We start from the raw sequence: 15,887 nt of genomic DNA on the forward strand, positions 1-15,887 counted from the left end.
CATTTGGAATGCTGGCGGTCCCACGTGGCATGCCGCGTCCTATCGGACGCGGTTGATGGGGATGTATGTGCAGTTCCCTGCGAGTGTCGGTTGCGAGCCGGCTAAAACTTTGAACCCCAATCGCAAACTTCTCGAGTTCCTTCACAAAATTATCTGTTACCCGTTGCATCGTGCCGCTCCTCAAATGAAATTAAAGGTGCGCAAGTCGCCTCGCAGGTTTGCGTATCGCCAGCCTGCGTGTTCGCTCGTGGTCGTCCGCTCAAGCAGCCCCAAACGGGTGCCGGCGGCCCAGACAACGACAACTTGCCTCGCACGCGAGCAACGGCGAGACGGGCTTACGTGTGGCCCAGAGGGGACTCAGCGAGGCTGGATTTCCAGGCGCCTGAAGAGGCAGCAACGGGTAGGGAGACTTACTGCGAGGAGGAGAGGGAGGGGGGAGCATTCCGGCGGAGTGGCGCCAAGAAAATGAGGGTCTGATGATTGGCTGGGAGGGACCTTGTTGGACGCTCCGATGCCTGTCAAGGCTGGACGGAAGTTGCCGTCTACTTACGTGAATTTGGCTGCAATTTGGGCGCATTTACGTAGTAACTCCACGTTCGTTAGGGACGAGCGAAGTCCCTTTGACGCCCAGCGGCCACCATGCGAGAATTTGGTTGCCAAACCGTGTTTCTCATGGAGACACGCCGGGGGTCGGTGGTTCGAGCTTGCTCGGACTTCCCGACCCCTTTCTCGTTTGTGGGTACAAAACAAGGCGGAGTTGGTTAGCCCATGGGCACTCGGTTGCTGTGTTGTCAGGTTGCTAAACCGTGACCTAGGTACCTCCTTGGTTGACCATGGTTGCTTGTGATGTGAGCAAATTCTCCCACTTCGCGCCCACCGAGAAAAGGCCTTTTTTGAGATTTTCTGCTCCCCCTTTGCTAAGGCGCGGAGAGAAAAACTAAAAAATCTAAAAAATTGAGAATTTACTCACTGTCGATGTTTCGGCAGCAACTGTATCTGCTAAATTTTTCGCGAGCCGGTCGGCTGGTGGGCGCCGGAGTCGATGAGCCTAACGAAAGTGCAGCACGCAAAGCGCTCATACTGCATAGGATGCCGAATCATATTCGCGATAACGAGGACTGTGCGATTCTACGTGCGAGAGCCCTTCGAGCTGGAAGCGACGCAAGCCCGGTCATCGGGTCTATTAGGAGCATGTAAGGGATAAGGTCCCGCGAATACCGCGAGTTTGAGTTGTCCAGCAACAAGAACGGTCGCTTGCTCTTGGTAGCAATATGTCTCTCGGCTTCCTTGCACCGGCTGGGAAGTGAGTCATACCGTGACGAAGGCTGAAGCGTCGCATCGACAACGCGGCCGGCAAGTGCCGTTGGCAGCAATCCAAGTACCAAGTCAACGCCAACGAAGAACGTCCACCACGTGTTCAATACAATCTCTACGTCGCTGTTCTGTTCTAGTGTATTCGCAAGATAAGAGGCGTATTCAAAGGCGGTATGCCCCGTTGACAGCAGGCTCGGCATACATCCGTTCTCGTACAGCATGTGGTCGGGATGCAGGACGCCGTCGAAGTTGAGAAGCAGAGTCACAGCAGCACCTCCTGGAAGGAGACGTTCACTTCAGAGGGGCACCGCGCGTGCGCGCTTCACCCTCCGTAGTATTTGCGGTACCGCACTTCGTAAAATTGCGCGTTGTCAATCTCAGCCTCTTCTAGAATTAGTCCATGTGGTTGACGTCGCTGAACAGTAACTGCAGGATTGCTTCCACGGTGTGTGACGCACTTTCTTGAGCGCTCTCATCTACGAGCACGGCGTGGCGTTTGTGCTCAAAGGGTATTGCGCTTGCGTATGCGTCGACAATCAGGAACCGATGCGGATTCCGTCGCTCGATGTCTGCACGCAGAAGGTCTTTGCGCATGAGGCCAACGTGGCGGCGATGCGCGCGGTTTCCACGCATCGTGGCACCGATTGTTTTCCGCGCGATTGGTGCTGGAAGCAGGCTCAAGACAGTCCGGTAGCCTAGGTCGGCTACGAGCCAATCGTTGAGCACTACGCGAAAGTCGTGAAGCTCGGCGACGAGCGTGAACTGCTCCAGTAGCGGCAGCTGTTCGACACAAGGGTTTTCGAGTTGGTGGAGAGGTATCCGCGTTAGGCTACGTCGGGCTAGAGCGACCCCTTGAAGCCCGAGATAGAGGAGCGGCGGCACCATGCAGCTCTCCGGTTTTCCGTCCACTCAGATTCGCCGGGCAGGCAGAATGTGAGCGATGGCGGGTTTGAGATGCTCTCCGGAGTATCGTTTTGCTTTTCGGATGAGAGCCGCGTGGGTTTACACACACGAGGATAGGACGTGTCCGAGACATTGCAAGCAAAATCGTTGACCAAGTGCGCTGATAGCGTTGATGCCGTATGGGCGAAGCTCGTCTCGCGAGCTACCCGAGTCGTGCTCGCGCGTCAGGACATGAGCTACGCGGAACTCGCCAGCGCCCTTGCTGACATTGGGATAGCTGAGTCGGCACGCTCCGTCGAGGGAAAAGTTGCGCGCGGCAGCTTCCGCTTTGCCTTTTTCTTGCAGACCCTCGTTGCGTCGAATGCTGAATGCTCGCTCGTTTGGAAACAAACTTTGGCAGGTGGCGTACCCTGGGAGCAGCGCGCGACGGCAATTCTGCAGATAGAACTGGGTCAGCAGCCTTGGCTCGACCCCGCGATGCTATCGGCGCGTCTCGAGGAAATTGCAGTGGCGGCACCGGCCGACCTGCTCAAGTCACAAATCGAGACGGGGACGTTCTCGGCAGCCCTATTTTTCCAATGCGCTGCCGTGTGCAGCTTTAAAAGTGCGAGCCGATACGTGGACCGGTCGTCGCTGGTTAGCACCGCCGTGGCGGGCCGTCACCTTGCTGGCAACGTCCACGTTGGGACATAGCTTGAATTTTCTCAAGCGGCGACTATAGTGGTCATGTGCGTGTGAAAACACACGCACATACGGCGAACAACAAGCCAAATTCCAACGTTCGCTGCCGCCTTAGACAACCCCCGGACCCAACGGGTGCCTGTCGGCGTTGTCGTCCCCATTCCCAAGGTGTTCCTATGCCGCTCTGGAAAATTGCTCCAGCTTGGCGATTCCGCGTCACGCGCTCTTACACGGTGGAGTCGCGACATGACCACGCCTGAAGAGCGAAGCTGCGCGGTCATCGACGTCCGTTGGTTTCTGGAGACGCTTGCGAATGCGACCCACATCGACGTGCCCGGCCTCGTACAGACCGTCGCGATTCTCCTCCTTCGTCACTATCCCACGGACATGGACCTCGCCGACTCGGCGCTAAAGCTACCGCAGATTTGGGCAGACGTGGCCGCCGTCGGTCGGGCGTCTCGCACGTTAAGGCGCGGAGCGACAGGGGGCGATATACCCACACGACGAGCTACGCATGATGAACCGGATACGACGTCGTCACGCTAGGACGAATCATGAAGGCCGTGCTCTCGCAGTCGTTGATATTGCTCGGCTGGCCAGTTGCGTGCGCCGTCGTTGGGTTCCTTATTGGGCGCCTGATTCGATACCGACCCAGCGAGGTCGAGCGGAGCAGACCGCGGATTGCTGCCAGCACGGCTTTTCTTATAGATGCCCAAAACAGGGGCCTCTCAGCCCACACGCGAACTCGGTGCGCTTTCGATTGCATCTACTTCTGCTGTGCGGAACTCGCTGAAGTTCAGGGACGCCAAATGGACACAGTAGCCCCCCCGATAGGCGACGTCGTCCAGATTGGATTGGCGGCAATCGGCACCACGCGCGCGCAACTCAGTGCAGTTGAACTACTCGCAGAGTGGGTCATCGCTGCTAGTCCAGCTTTGCCAAACATGCCTGTCGATACTGCTTGCAAACTGGCGGATGAAATTCGCAACCGGACAATCACTGTGCTGCAGACGCTCGGCAACTGCCGGAGAAGGGGCGCGTAAAAGGAGAAGCAGATGCTGAGAGTGACGGTCGAACTTTGGCCAAACGGCGAAGAGCAGGGTAAAAGCCGAATCGCGACAGCAAGCATTGGGAGAGTTCGCGACGGCAGCTTCGCCGACTACATGGTGAGGCTCGAGGAAGCTCCGCTGGGGCCAGTCGGTGACGCTGCCCTTGTGCTCAGTTATCCGCGGTGGGGCGCGAGTGTTTGGGACCTGGTTGGACGCTGTATTGCGGCAGCTCTGAACGGTGGCCGAGAGGAACTGCCACGGAGACCCACGTTGCCACAGGTACCAATACATACTGTTGGCGGAAGTCCGGGCTATGTCAGGCTACACGAGATTCCAGAGCCCGCACGGAGCTTTTTCGAGCGCAGGCTTGCTAGCGCAGGGAGACCGCTGATAGCAGATGACCCAGACCCGGCGGGGTGCGCGTGGGCACACGACTGGACGGATTTTCTCGAAGGGCTGCGCTAGATGCGTACGCAACTTTCTGCGACCTACTTGCTACCACCACCTCGACGGCGTGGAGGGTACGTGCTTTATGTCGATTTCGATGGCGTCGTGCAGCCCGAGAGCGTTTACTTCTATCCTCGTTTGGGCCCGGTACTCGTTAACGCGCCGGGCCACAAGCTTTTTGAGCATGTGGGCCTGCTTGAGCAGGAACTGGCCTCGTATCCCGACGTTCGCATCGTTCTCAGCACGTCATGGGTACGCCGGTACCGAGGAAGTATTCCGAAGGTCACGCGTCACCTGACTCCAGCCTTGCGGGACCGTGTCGTCGGTGCAACGTTCCATTCAAGAATGGACGCCAGGGAATTCGCTGCGGCGCCTCGGGGCGTTCAGGTTTGGGCCGACGTTGTGCGCAGAAAGCCACTTGACTGGCTTGCGCTCGATGACGACGCCGAGCGGTGGCCCGCATGGTGTCGCGACAAGCTCGTGCAGACGGATGAAATTCTCGGCATCTCTGCTCCGGGTGTGCTCGAGGAGCTTCGAGCAAAGTTGACAGGAATGGTGCCTTACTGAAGAAACGGAATTGCACGGGAACTGTTGGAAGGAGACACAATCATGAAAGTCCGGGACATGCTGCATTGTCTGCAAAACGCCGACCCGGATGCTGTCGTCTTCTACTTTGCCTCAATTGCCTGTGTGGGCGACGTGGAAGAAATCAATCCAGCATTCATCGTGACAGACGTACGGGTGTGCGAACGTCGCCAGTCAGCAGATGGGAACGATTCGAGTGTCTATCATGCGACCCACCACGGTCAGGCAGTTGGCTGGAATCCTCACACTGGCGAGCGATGGCCACAGCTAGTTGTCATCTTGACCTCCGAGTCATTGCAAGCGGCCGATAGCGATGACATTGAGTGAGGTCATGCGTTCAGCCCGGCTTGCGCGTCGGAGTCTTGTGCGCAAAGGGATTCTCGTATCCCCCGGCGTATTTTGCCGGCGCAGAGGCATCTCTCGCGCGGAACTCGTGCGACAAGAGCGACGTGGCGAGGTCTTCGCAATGGTCGTCGATGGCAAGCGTAACTACGTGGCGCTCCTTGCGGCCAGCATTCCCTATCGACGTCGGCTCACAAAGTTGTTGCGGCGCATGCCGCCGGTCCTGCCACCCGAATTGCTTTTTGACCTGCTTATGGCTCGCAGAGGGTCACTGGGCGACAAGTCACCGCTCCAAGCAATACGCCGAGGAGCACGCTATCGCGTCGCAATGCGTCTCGCCGAGAACCTGGCCGAGGAGTACCGACGAGGACTCAATCATGGAACACGACGTCGGACCCATGCTTATAGAGATGTACGACGGTCAGTTCTTCGGAGAAATGTCATCTCTCACTAAGCGATGCGTCGTCGAAGGGGGCGTCACGCCGTACGACAGAGAGCCCTTCTCCACACTCGAAGAGGCGTGGAGGCTGCTTGAGATGTGCGCTGAGAAATACGCGACTCCCCCACCGCGAGGCGACTGCTTCACGGTCTTCATTGGCCGCAAAGAGCGAGGAGGTGAGGAGGTTGAGCCGCTAGTACGCCTCGATTTGTATGCACACAACGGCGAGGCCACCGCGTGCGTCATGAGTGGGACACCGAGTTGGAATACGGAGCGAGTTCGCTATCAACCGGAAGACAGCGCGGTCACCATTGTGCTCAATGTCCTGCGGGGCAACATGCACGGCGAATAAACAAGCACGGTTTATCGTGCGCCCGACACGACGACTGACATCGTATCGGTCCGCCGGTTCAGGATGACTGAGCGCGGTTCGTCGAACGTCGTCACGCGACGCTATTCGCTGCTACTTCCCACGAAGGCGTCGACAGACTCAAGGGACCGCTTCTCCATTGGCAAGAGTTTTACTTTCCCGTTGTCCCATAGCGCGACGTTGTCTTTGGACTGTTGGATGACGAAACCGGTGGCGATGACGTTGCCACTCTCCACGAGATTGAAGCAATGCTTCCCGTGGGAATGGGCAGAGCATCCTTTCGCATAGTCCGCCATGTCGTCCTCTGTAATCGCATCTGCGGCCGCGGAGCCCAGTTCTACTGGAAGGACCATCAGCGTAGCAAACGATGTCGGCAGGGCAAATATGAGATATGCACCTCCGATGGGGATAACCAGCAGGTACCACGCAAGCAATTTGGCGCGGGGACTCCACGGTTCCTTTCCCCGATGACGTTTGCCAAGACTCGTAGCCGCTTCAAATAGGACAAAAGAAAGGGCGCCCGTGATGAAGAGCGAACCGACCGCAATCAACAGCGCCTTAGACTTGAAGATGGCACCGAGGATAATATTGAGGTCCTTCAAGAGGGCAAGGGCTGCTAGTACTAGATAGTCGCTACGGTCTTGCGGGAAGGCACCGGCATTTATCCCGTAGCGGCCAAGACGGGTTTGCTGGAACGTCACGCCGACGAGGTACGCGAAATAGAGCGTCGCGCCACCAACCAGCGGGGCCACGACCTTCCACGAAATCCAGCTTTCGCCTTTTTTAGGACGATGTTCGTCGTCTGATGGTCCGACAGCCGTTTCGCCACCGGTGTGATGAGGCGGCAGCTGTCCGTCATCCGGGTGCTTCGCGTTGGGGAAGGGCTGCACGTTTCCTGGATTCGAAGAGTTTGGTTGTTTTGTCGACATGTTGGACTCGAAGTCTGACAGGGCGGCTACTGATAAAAGCGGCGATTACGACACAATCATGTTGGAGGCATTCACTGCGGGCCATCACACCAGCGAATTATTCCTTGCTTTAGCCAGAAATGTGAGCGGCAGCCGACCGTGCGGTCAATGGACGGCGAAAGGCTAGGAAGGCGTGTGCGTTTCAGGGTGAGGGTCCAACGAGGACGCTGCCCTTCAATCATGGGAAGCTGAATGGTCTCACCACACCCACATGGGCAGCGGAGGGCCGCGAGCCAGTATTGACCGCTATCACCTACTGCATACAGCTTATGGGCCTGGACCTCGTCGGGTAGGTCATCAACGACGACTACCGTGTACCGGCCGAACCAGGCGTCAATGTAAGGTAGAACACGACTCCAGAGTCGCAGCAGGAGGTCTGGCATTTTTCAAAGGTCCATGATTCCGAGGAGCGGCTCGTACGCGCCAAACCCGACGCGTTTCGCGAACGCGACACACGGCTCGCCGTCGCTCTGATGGCTACTCGCGAGCGGGTCGGATAGGCTGATGCGCCACTGGGCGAACTCCGCATTTGGGTCTACGCGATATGGTGTCAAGCGCGCCAGCAACTCGTTGACAGCGTAGGCTGCAACCAGCATGTTGAGCGAGATTACGGCAGGACGGTCAACAGCTACACCCTTAACATAACCGGCCTTCACCATTTCCCCATATCGCTCGGGCTCGTGCTTTTTCATGAAGGCAGCGTCGAGGTCGGCCTGAGAGTAAACGCCTCGGCTCATCAAGCTTGAGCCCCCTGGCAGCACCGTATGCACGGCGCCGGTCACTTGGTCGACATTGCCCTTACCATCTGCGTCGATTCGGACACCCATGTCGATGAGCGGAATCAGGAAATGCGACGCGATTTTGTTGAGGATATGCCGACCATCCACCGAGTCCGTGCAGCCAAACAGAATGTCGCACTCACCGAGCGCGAGAATCGTATCTCGGTCGCTGATGTCGTTGGGAAGCGGGCATACTTTCGTGCCGAGGTCCATCTCCAGAATGGCTTCGTGAGCCCGCTCGACCTTGAGGCGTTTTTTGTCCGCGTCTGAACCGCGCGCATTCAGGACGCGATTGAGATTCTTTCGCTCGAGGTGGTCCGGGTCGACCGGCACCAGTTCGCCCACGCAATTGCGCGCCAGCTGCTCGAGAACGATACTGCCTGTGCCAGAGGTTCCGACCACGCCAACGCGCAGCTTTCGCAATGTCCGATATGTTCCCTCACCAAAGGTCTGGATGAGGCGTATTGCATGCTCGGGCGGTTCCGATTCCTCAAGCCCATGGTCGCCATGGCGGCAGAATTCGAAATCGTCCCCAGCGATACGAAACAGGTCGATGGGCTCGGCAAGGACGCCGTCACGGACATGGCGGCCAAAAAACCGCCCGTCGGGGAGCATCACGACGCTCGCGCGCGCGTCGTGATTGTCGAGGACGTTGTCGACCGCGGAGAAAAAAGACTGGTCGGACTCGTCGTCGTATCGTGAGAATTCCGGATACCCCCCGGGGTGGCTGTGAAACTTGACCACTGTCAGGTTCTTTTTCATCGCACGGTTTAGCGCGGGAAGCACGGCCTCGACGGACCAGGCGACAGCATCAGCTTCGCGTGCGCGGCACGCATCGTACGGAACTAGCGCTAGTTCATGCACAAGCAGCTGACGGCGTCGCACACCCACCGCCTGTCCACACAGTGCGATGGCGACTGCCTCCTTCCCGTCTCCTGGAAAGAGGTGTTGGCGCAGCTGCGCGCGGTGCTTGCCAGACATGGCCAGCACGGAAAGCCTGTCGTCAGTTGTCATTTCGACAGCTCCGCGCGCAGGAAATCGTCAACCAGCATCAGGTGCGTCCCCATGTTGTCGATGCCCTGCCGCCATGGACTGTTTGCCGTGCGGTGGCGCGACCAGCCCTGCCACGACTTGCCCTCAAAGTCGTTGGTCACGAGTGAGCGAATTGCCTTGCCGTCGTTCCGTGCGAGCGCCGGATAGAAGTACACCATGTCAATCTGGGTATCCGGGTAGCCGTGGGGCAGAATCACGAACATGTCGACTTTCGCCGGCGTGAATCCGTGCGGCGGCTCGAACCCCCTTACCACAATGCGTTTGACTTCAGCCTGTGTGACGGCTTCCCACGTGTAGCCTTTTCCATTGAGGAACTCGGCGTCCTCTCCCAGTACCGTAAAGTCCGCGCGGACCGGCCCTTCCCCCTCCTGTACCTCTTTCGGGATGGTCGCGAATCGCTCTACGCCGCGGGTCGCGAAATCCACGGTCTCGTTCGGCGCGACCGGGCGCATCTGCCCGTGGATTTTTTCCGACAGCAGATAGCCGACGCTCGTCTTGCCGGCCAGACCCAGAATCTGCTCGCCGGTCATATGCTGTACGTCGACGACGTAGTATTGCTTGTCGATGCGAATCCGGTACTTGTGGCCGTGGGGAACCGGCTTCTTTTCTCGGACGAAGACTTCCACGTCAATGATTTCAATGATTGCCTCACCGTCGCGCCCGGTCGCCCCGACGATGATGGTTTCTTCAATGCGTTGCTCATTTGCAGACATCTCAAACTCCGTTGCGTCGGGTTGGCAGGCGCCGCAGGGCGATGTTGACGACCAGCCAGCCAGGTGCCAGACTGCGTCTTACATGTGAGACAGTCTGGCACTATGCGTTTCTCATGTCAAACGTATTTTGTTGCACATATAAGACAGGAGAGCAATGGAACACGTGAAAATGGATGTGCTCGCCCAGCACATCCTTCGGCGTAGAAATGGCCGTGGTATTCGCGAGGCAGCCAAGGAAGTTGGCATCAGTCCAGCCACCCTTTCCCGGGTGGAAAATGAAAAGGTTCCGGACCTAGAAACCTTCGGGAAGATATGCGCGTGGCTCGGCGAGGACCCAGCAACCTTCCTTGGCTTGGTGCAGGCATCCTCATCGGCGCCGCGGGCCCAGGTTCATTTCAAAAAGGAAGTGGCGATACGCGCCGAGAGCGCCAAAGCGTTGAGCGAGATGATTGTTCTTGCTCAGGCAGCGCTCCTGAAGGAAGAGGTCTGAGCACACTGTGCAGCGTGGATATAAAGCCTGGTGCGAGCGGTTTTCAGCCGACACTCGCCGCAACCTCGGTTTGCCTTCGACCGCGCCTCTGAGGGGGCATCAACTGGCAACTCACTTGGGAATTCGTGTGTGGACGCCTGATGATGTGCCCGGGTTGCCGCCTGAAACTAGGAAGGTGCTTCTGCGCAATGACGGCACGCCTAGCTGCTGGTCTGCCGTGACGCTCATCGTTGGCGAGAAAACGCTGGTTATTTTGAACTCGTCGCACTCGCCTGCGCGACAGGCGAGCGACTTGATGCACGAACTAGCGCATCGCATCCGTAATCATGAGCCGGAAGAGATGAGTATCTCCTCCGAAGGTTTGATGTTGCTGAAGGCATACGACAAAGAGCAGGAGGAGGAAGCGGACTGGCTGGCAGGTGTGCTGCTGCTGCCGCGAGATGCCCTTGTCCATATCAGACACCAGGGCTTGTCCGACGAAGAGGTCGTCGCAGAATACGGCGTGAGCAAGAGGATGTACACCTATCGCGTGTCGATGACCGGTGTCAACCGGCAGTTCCGGTGAAGGTAAGGCGACCATTGCTCAATCCCTCCGAGTCGCAAAGTTAGCACCGTAATGACGCTCACGGCGACGGCTCGGGCAGAGCGCAATCGGGTTCTCAACAGTATCGTCAACTATTGGACTCGAGAAGCGCGGCGGCCTGCAGTGCAGGCGGAGAACTGACGCCGGCATGATTACCCACAACGCAGGTACCTTATGCAACGTATGAAGACGCCGAATATTCGAACCTTCGACATGAAACTCGTCGATGACCTGTTTGAAATGAATGGCGGGTATGTGCTCGACTTCTCTGACCGTACCATGGGCATATTCTTCCTGGAGGAGCTCGGTGTCGACATCGATGACCCCGCCTACCTTGACAACGGTACCTCCAAAGCGAAGCGATTGCGGTGCTTTTTAAACAAGGTAGACTTGGCCACCGCCATCAAGACGCTCAAGGCTCTATGGAAATATCGCGAAGCCGTTCGGCAGTCGCAGAGTCGGGACGACTGGGTAGCCAATGCCGAAGGACAGTTTCTTTCACTGATTAACCGTCTCGATGGCAAGCCGGAGGACACCCTCGGTGCAAATCCGCCTCCGAAGCCTGCGCTGGATGTTCAACGAATCGCGAGACTCAAGAACAAGCTTCTTGAGTTGTCGTCACTGCCTCCCCATCCGCGAGGTTACGCTTTTGAGGTGTGGCTCAAGGAGGCGTTCGACTGCTTCGGCCTCGAAGCGCGAGAGCCTTTTCGCCACCGTGGCGAGCAGATAGACGGCAGCTTCGTGCTGCAAGGAGAAACCTATCTCGTTGAGGCGAAGTGGCAGTCCGAGCTTACCGGAGCAGCCGACTTGCACGCATTCCACGGGAAGCTTGAACAGAAAGCAGCATGGGCCCGCGGCTTGTTTGTGAGCAACAGTGGGTTCACTGCGGACGGGTTAGCCGCCTTCGGTCGCGCCAAGCGCGTCATTTGTATGGATGGCCTAGACCTCTTCGACGCGTTGGACAGGCAGCTCCCCTTGAACCATGTGCTCGAACGGAAGGTTCGACGTGCCGCAGAATCGGGGCTTCCGTTCGAGCGCGTTCGTGACCTTTTCGCGTAACGAAAGGATGAGCGTGAAGAACGGTGCTGGCTCCTATGCTGCGGGGCCGGAGGCCGCCGACTAGGTCGCTTACACACCAACCCGTCGGCGCCCGAGCATAGGCTTTAATGGCGGACAACGCCTCCGCAATTTGCGCCCTCAGCATCTCGGAGGTGACTAACGGAAGCTTGCCAGTCTATGTATTCCGCATCAGCGCCTCTGCACAAAATCCTCCAATGCCTGAAACTCAAGCTCGCGCGTCAGTTTCTCGTCTGCGGCCCCTATCTGGCGGAGACTTTCGCTAAGGTCGGGCGGAGCGAAACGATTTTTGTCGATGACCGCGACCAGAAGTGATAAAGCTGGTCCTGGAAATCGCTCGCCAATTTTCTGCGCGTTCATCTCCTTGAGCAGCTGGTAGGGATACGAAATCGGTTTGAGCCATGACTTGACGGTGTCGAGGGCGTCTGGAAACTCCTTGTCGGCGGCCACTGCTACCCGCGCGAAAATCTCTGGCAGTCGCTCGTTTGTCGACGCTGGGGATTTTGGCCAGACACGCGTGAGGTACGGACGCACTGCCAACGTCCAGTATTCGTTTTGCCTCGCATTCGCGCCTTTCAATGCGCTGTGCACTGCCTGTGCACTAGCAAAGAGTCCGTCGTCCGGCAGCGCCCGTAACGCCTTCTGCAGCTCTGAACGACTAAAAATGTCCGTCGTGTCCAGTGCGGCAAGGGTCAGCATTGAAGCGTAGTGCACGCCGGCATCACCAAATCGCTCGTAATGGTGTGCCGACTCCAAGAACGGTGCCTTCAATTCGATGAGCAGGTCCTTGTAGAGTCGGGGCGCCCAAAGATAACCCATCCACGCGGCATATGCCTCCCGGTCAGACTTCTGCCAGTTGAAGAGCGGGAGCAGATTCGCTTGCGTCCATAGACGGTCAACCCTGTAGAGTGCGACTACATTGGAAGCGAGCAGAGTTCGTCCGTGGCGGAAGCGATGGACCGCTGGGTCGCACAGCCGCGTGAAAATCGAGGCTATGGTCAGCGGCAGTCCTTGATTGTCTTTAAGCGGTTCGCTGAACCACCAGTTGAGCAGAGCCTGAGTGACCTGTCCCACGGGATTGCTCATTGACCGCATTACCGCGTCGTCGGCGTCAGGGAAATCGTCGGCCGGCAAGTGCAGTACCCGCTCGCAGAGGGAAATGAACGTCGCTTGATGTGCAACCAGCTGCTTACCCACTTCGTGCAGCCACCAGGCCGTCGCGTCGACTACTTCCAAAAAGACATCGTCAGGCATCAAGAGCACGCAGTTCGCGAGTCGATTCCACGCGCGTCGAACAAGACCGTCATTGCTCCACGTGCTCAATGCTTCCCTCCAGCGCTCTTTTGGCCACACGTCACGCGCAGCGAGGTCAAGCAGGGAGACAATGGCGACAGGGGAGTCGGTACGGCACAGTTCTCTCCAGTCATCTTCCCTGAAGAGCGCTCTCTCGGGCTCTTTCTGGAGCCAAGTTGTCAATGCGCTCCGATGTCTAGGGGCGAGGTCAATTTGGGGCTGAAAGTGGTAGTCCGGGTCACCGGTACCGCTCATCCAGTGAGCAAACTCTTCCCGCTCGGAATCGCTGCCAATATTCCATTGCGGATACTTAGTCTCCAGTCTAGCGAGCCGCTCCATCGCGCCGCCCACAAGTGCACCACCTCCAGCTTTGAACTTTGCGAGCCGTAACCACTGCGTCCGCTCAACGATTTCCTCCCAGCGTGCATCGTCGATGTCTTCCTTGAACATTCGCGGCGGAGGACCTGTGAGAATTGCCTGCTGCAAGCGTTCTGCTGAGTCCAGTGTCAACCACTTTGAGCTGCTCGCCAAAAGCCGCATCGTCTCCCTCTGTGTTTCGGTCGACCACAGCCACCATGCGTCGTCTTCGAGCAGCCACTTGACCCACGTACCGGTCGACTTGTCACCTTCCTCGCGTGCGGCGTTGAGCGCGAGTCTCATAAACGTCGGATACGGCATCTGTCGCAACGCATTCATGAGGTCGTGTGCTCGTCCCGGATTGGACTGGAAGATGGCACTCCAAGAATCTCGGACGAGTTCAATCAAAAGGGTCCAATCTTTGTAGTGTCGGTTCTGCCAGTGCTCAATGATGGAAGGCATGTGCCACATGCTTGAGTCACTATGTTCATTCGCTTGCCCAATTTCTCTCATCAGGTCCAGCACGTCACGGAGTGCTTCGCATGCAATTCCAAATAGCTCGGGAAGCGCGTTTTTCCATTGCAGCGAGTTCCTGATTTCTTCCATCGCCGTTCGCAGATGGTCGTCCGCCAGAACGACCTCGGCACTCACAAGATATCGGAGTTGTTGTTCGCGCTCCATATCGACGGGCGTTTCGCTATGGAGCCGGAATGGCTTGCGGAGAATCACTCGGGCACTCAGGAATTGCTTGAACTGCAAGCGCAGCGACGTGGTCATACCTTCCCGCAGGAAGTGCCTCACCCACTCGAAAACATGAAAGTCCATATTGGCTGACCCGACGCGCCCCAGCAGAACCAGGTTCCACAACGTGCGCATCGCGGGTCGAGGAATACCATTAGGCGAATCATCCTTGAATCGCTTAATCTCCTCGGTGCTCTCTCGCTCCTCCATTTGCGCCGTTTCCTCAAGTCTCCTGCGGACTTGGCTGGCAAATGGCTCGCTGAGGTGGCCGCCGCGACCGGCAAGCCAAAGGAGCAGTTCTGGGGCATCGAGATATCGCACCAGCCACAGGGCGAGATAGGACATCACGCGGTCCATGGGGCGCGGACTGCGTCCATGGCCGACGATGCTCATCTGGGGCGCCAGGCTGTAAGGCATCGGGCGATGCGCCAGACTGAATCGGAGCTTCGAGTCGACCTCTTTCTCCGGCGCAACGCCGAATCGCGGAAGGTCTCTGTGCTCGAACCGCGTGTCGCAAAAGTGCGGAAGCCAGTCCAGCGGCGGTGCGGGAGAGTGTTCCGCAAAAAGTCTCGCAGGCGTTCCGTCGGGCTCGCTAATGGCCCATAGCATGCGGCCGACTAGGTCATCTTCAACCGTACTCGCGAGTGGGCCTGCAAGGATGCAATCCTGGACGATTTTCCCTTTGCCACGAGCTCCTGCGCTGTATGTGTTTTCCCAGGCACGAATGGTCTTGTGAAGGTTGGAATGGTCTTTCGTTTCTTTATACAGCAGAGGCACGACATTTTTTGCCCGCCACTCCCGTGAGGCCTTGTCATGAGACGCTTTTGTTCCTGCATAGGAGCCGAAAGCGAACATCTCGGGAGATGCTTCTCCGCGAAGTCGGTCGGCGGCTAGAGCATCTGTCATATAGCGGAGCACAGGGTCGGCGAGGCTATAACCGACGAAGCAGACGACGTAGTTGCGAAAGAGCTCGCTTACGAAGCGTGCGGCCCATCTTTCGGTCAGATAGGCAAGGCCGAAGTCACCGCTTGAAATAACCAGGCGGTCGAGTTCATCCTTGGTAGGGCTCTCGCTGAGGAGCCCATGTAGATACACAAGTCCATTCCATCGGTTCTTCGGGACCGGTAGCAGAGGAGCACAAAAGGGCTCCAGCTTCAGACCGTCGCGTGCGATGACCTCTTCAAACAGGCGGTCGAAGTTCGTTGTGATGAGCCGCGTCGACCCTTTCCTTGTTTTTGCCAGTGATAGCAGAGCGCGATGCGTGGTGAGGGCGTCACGAGCGCCCAGGTCCGGCGTCAGAACCTTTGCCATCTCGCGGCGGACTACTTCTCTGTTCCCGAGTTCGTCTTCCAGTAGTCCGACGGCAATGTCGTACTGCTGGTTAGTGATGGCGGCTTCTTGCACGTCATTCGGAACCGGCTGGAGTGAATCGTACAGCTTATTCACGAGGCTCTTGAAACCAGGCAACCCGGCGGGAAACGAGATGCCCGCGCCACAAAAGAACACGACCCGGCCCTCTTCATGCGCTAGTAGAAGAGTCTCGGGGATGGTCGGCCCATTCTTGATGAACTGCACTGTTGGTCTCTCAGAAGTTATAACAACACCAGTCGATTGTAAGCGATCCATTGTCGACGTCTACCCAACGGTACTCTGAGCGGGGAGCATAGGTGTCCACCAATATGAGGTGGACACCTATGGCTGAT

At 57.7% G+C, this 15,887-nt stretch carries 15 protein-coding genes; 8 read left to right on the forward strand and 7 right to left on the reverse strand.

The annotated features are described in order from the left end of the window. Positions 1-1,097: 1,097 nt before the first annotated feature. Positions 1,098-1,580 carry an HAD domain-containing protein gene (locus BMI01S_RS44230; protein WP_036046854.1) on the reverse strand — a complete coding sequence of 161 codons (483 nt, stop codon included), beginning with the start codon at positions 1,578-1,580 and terminating at the stop codon, positions 1,098-1,100. 127 nt (positions 1,581-1,707) lie between these two features. After that, positions 1,708-2,199: an HAD domain-containing protein gene (locus BMI01S_RS33240; RefSeq protein WP_028232642.1), complete on the reverse strand. Its 492-nt coding sequence runs from the start codon at positions 2,197-2,199 to the stop codon at positions 1,708-1,710. A 138-nt stretch (positions 2,200-2,337) separates the two neighbouring features. Between BMI01S_RS33240 and BMI01S_RS33245 the strand changes: the two genes are divergently transcribed. The 5 genes from BMI01S_RS33245 to BMI01S_RS33270 all read left to right on the forward strand — a co-directional run bounded on the left by BMI01S_RS33245 (position 2,338) and on the right by BMI01S_RS33270 (position 6,112). Then, positions 2,338-2,910, forward strand: coding sequence for a DUF6471 domain-containing protein (locus BMI01S_RS33245; protein WP_244145463.1), 573 nt, complete (start codon positions 2,338-2,340; stop codon positions 2,908-2,910). 234 nt (positions 2,911-3,144) lie between these two features. Next, positions 3,145-3,444: a BPSL0761 family protein gene (locus tag BMI01S_RS43800; protein WP_063619626.1), complete on the forward strand. Its 300-nt coding sequence runs from the start codon at positions 3,145-3,147 to the stop codon at positions 3,442-3,444. 1,028 nt (positions 3,445-4,472) lie between these two features. After that, on the forward strand, positions 4,473-4,961 hold the full coding sequence (locus tag BMI01S_RS33260) for an HAD domain-containing protein (protein ID WP_244145464.1): 489 nt from the start codon (positions 4,473-4,475) through the stop codon (positions 4,959-4,961). Positions 4,962-5,003: 42 nt separating this feature from the next. Beyond that, a complete protein-coding gene (locus tag BMI01S_RS33265) occupies positions 5,004-5,306 on the forward strand; it encodes a hypothetical protein (protein ID WP_028232639.1) in 303 nt (100 codons plus the stop codon). Between the two features lie 392 nt (positions 5,307-5,698). Next, positions 5,699-6,112, forward strand: coding sequence for a hypothetical protein (locus BMI01S_RS33270; RefSeq protein ID WP_244145465.1), 414 nt, complete (start codon positions 5,699-5,701; stop codon positions 6,110-6,112). Between the two features lie 101 nt (positions 6,113-6,213). On the opposite strand, the gene BMI01S_RS33275 is transcribed toward BMI01S_RS33270, so the two are convergent. The 4 genes from BMI01S_RS33275 to BMI01S_RS33285 form a co-directional block, all read right to left on the reverse strand. Next, positions 6,214-7,059: a hypothetical protein gene (locus BMI01S_RS33275; RefSeq protein WP_154671447.1), complete on the reverse strand. Its 846-nt coding sequence runs from the start codon at positions 7,057-7,059 to the stop codon at positions 6,214-6,216. A 71-nt stretch (positions 7,060-7,130) separates the two neighbouring features. After that, entirely contained in the window at positions 7,131-7,481 is a 351-nt protein-coding gene (locus BMI01S_RS44235; RefSeq protein WP_407669100.1) for a DUF6527 family protein, read from the reverse strand. Positions 7,482-7,484: 3 nt separating this feature from the next. Further along, positions 7,485-8,891 carry a ThiF family adenylyltransferase gene (locus BMI01S_RS33280; protein ID WP_028232636.1) on the reverse strand — a complete coding sequence of 469 codons (1,407 nt, stop codon included), beginning with the start codon at positions 8,889-8,891 and terminating at the stop codon, positions 7,485-7,487. Then, entirely contained in the window at positions 8,888-9,643 is a 756-nt protein-coding gene (locus BMI01S_RS33285) for a multiubiquitin domain-containing protein (RefSeq protein ID WP_028232635.1), read from the reverse strand. The genes BMI01S_RS33280 and BMI01S_RS33285 overlap by 4 nt, the downstream gene beginning before the upstream one ends. 154 nt (positions 9,644-9,797) lie before the next feature. Between BMI01S_RS33285 and BMI01S_RS33290 the strand changes: the two genes are divergently transcribed. From BMI01S_RS33290 to BMI01S_RS33300, 3 genes are all read left to right on the forward strand, one after another. Continuing rightward, a complete protein-coding gene (locus tag BMI01S_RS33290; RefSeq protein WP_028232634.1) occupies positions 9,798-10,133 on the forward strand; it encodes a helix-turn-helix domain-containing protein in 336 nt (111 codons plus the stop codon). Between the two features lie 217 nt (positions 10,134-10,350). Beyond that, entirely contained in the window at positions 10,351-10,698 is a 348-nt protein-coding gene (locus BMI01S_RS33295; protein ID WP_244145466.1) for an ImmA/IrrE family metallo-endopeptidase, read from the forward strand. Positions 10,699-10,929: 231 nt separating this feature from the next. Then, on the forward strand, positions 10,930-11,775 hold the full coding sequence (locus BMI01S_RS33300; RefSeq protein WP_028232632.1) for a restriction endonuclease: 846 nt from the start codon (positions 10,930-10,932) through the stop codon (positions 11,773-11,775). 189 nt (positions 11,776-11,964) lie between these two features. On the opposite strand, the gene dsr1 is transcribed toward BMI01S_RS33300, so the two are convergent. Further along, entirely contained in the window at positions 11,965-15,759 is a 3,795-nt protein-coding gene (dsr1, locus tag BMI01S_RS33305; protein ID WP_028232631.1) for an anti-phage defense-associated sirtuin Dsr1, read from the reverse strand. Positions 15,760-15,887 lie beyond the last annotated feature (128 nt).

The sequence above is a fragment of the Paraburkholderia mimosarum LMG 23256 = NBRC 106338 genome (assembly GCF_000739815.1).
GTDB classification, from domain to species: Bacteria; Pseudomonadota; Gammaproteobacteria; order Burkholderiales; family Burkholderiaceae; genus Paraburkholderia; species Paraburkholderia mimosarum.

Coding starts and splice junctions, on each gene's coding strand:
- BMI01S_RS33290 (WP_028232634.1), top strand. CDS start 9,798: ATGGAACACGTGAAAATGGATGTGCTCGCCCAGCACATCCTTCGGCGT.
- BMI01S_RS33275 (WP_154671447.1), bottom strand. CDS start 7,059: ATGTCGACAAAACAACCAAACTCTTCGAATCCAGGAAACGTGCAGCCC.
- BMI01S_RS33300 (WP_028232632.1), top strand. CDS start 10,930: ATGAAACTCGTCGATGACCTGTTTGAAATGAATGGCGGGTATGTGCTC.
- BMI01S_RS43800 (WP_063619626.1), top strand. CDS start 3,145: ATGACCACGCCTGAAGAGCGAAGCTGCGCGGTCATCGACGTCCGTTGG.
- BMI01S_RS33265 (WP_028232639.1), top strand. CDS start 5,004: ATGAAAGTCCGGGACATGCTGCATTGTCTGCAAAACGCCGACCCGGAT.
- BMI01S_RS33270 (WP_244145465.1), top strand. CDS start 5,699: ATGGAACACGACGTCGGACCCATGCTTATAGAGATGTACGACGGTCAG.
- BMI01S_RS44235 (WP_407669100.1), bottom strand. CDS start 7,481: ATGCCAGACCTCCTGCTGCGACTCTGGAGTCGTGTTCTACCTTACATT.
- BMI01S_RS33240 (WP_028232642.1), bottom strand. CDS start 2,199: ATGGTGCCGCCGCTCCTCTATCTCGGGCTTCAAGGGGTCGCTCTAGCC.
- BMI01S_RS33280 (WP_028232636.1), bottom strand. CDS start 8,891: ATGACAACTGACGACAGGCTTTCCGTGCTGGCCATGTCTGGCAAGCAC.
- BMI01S_RS33285 (WP_028232635.1), bottom strand. CDS start 9,643: ATGTCTGCAAATGAGCAACGCATTGAAGAAACCATCATCGTCGGGGCG.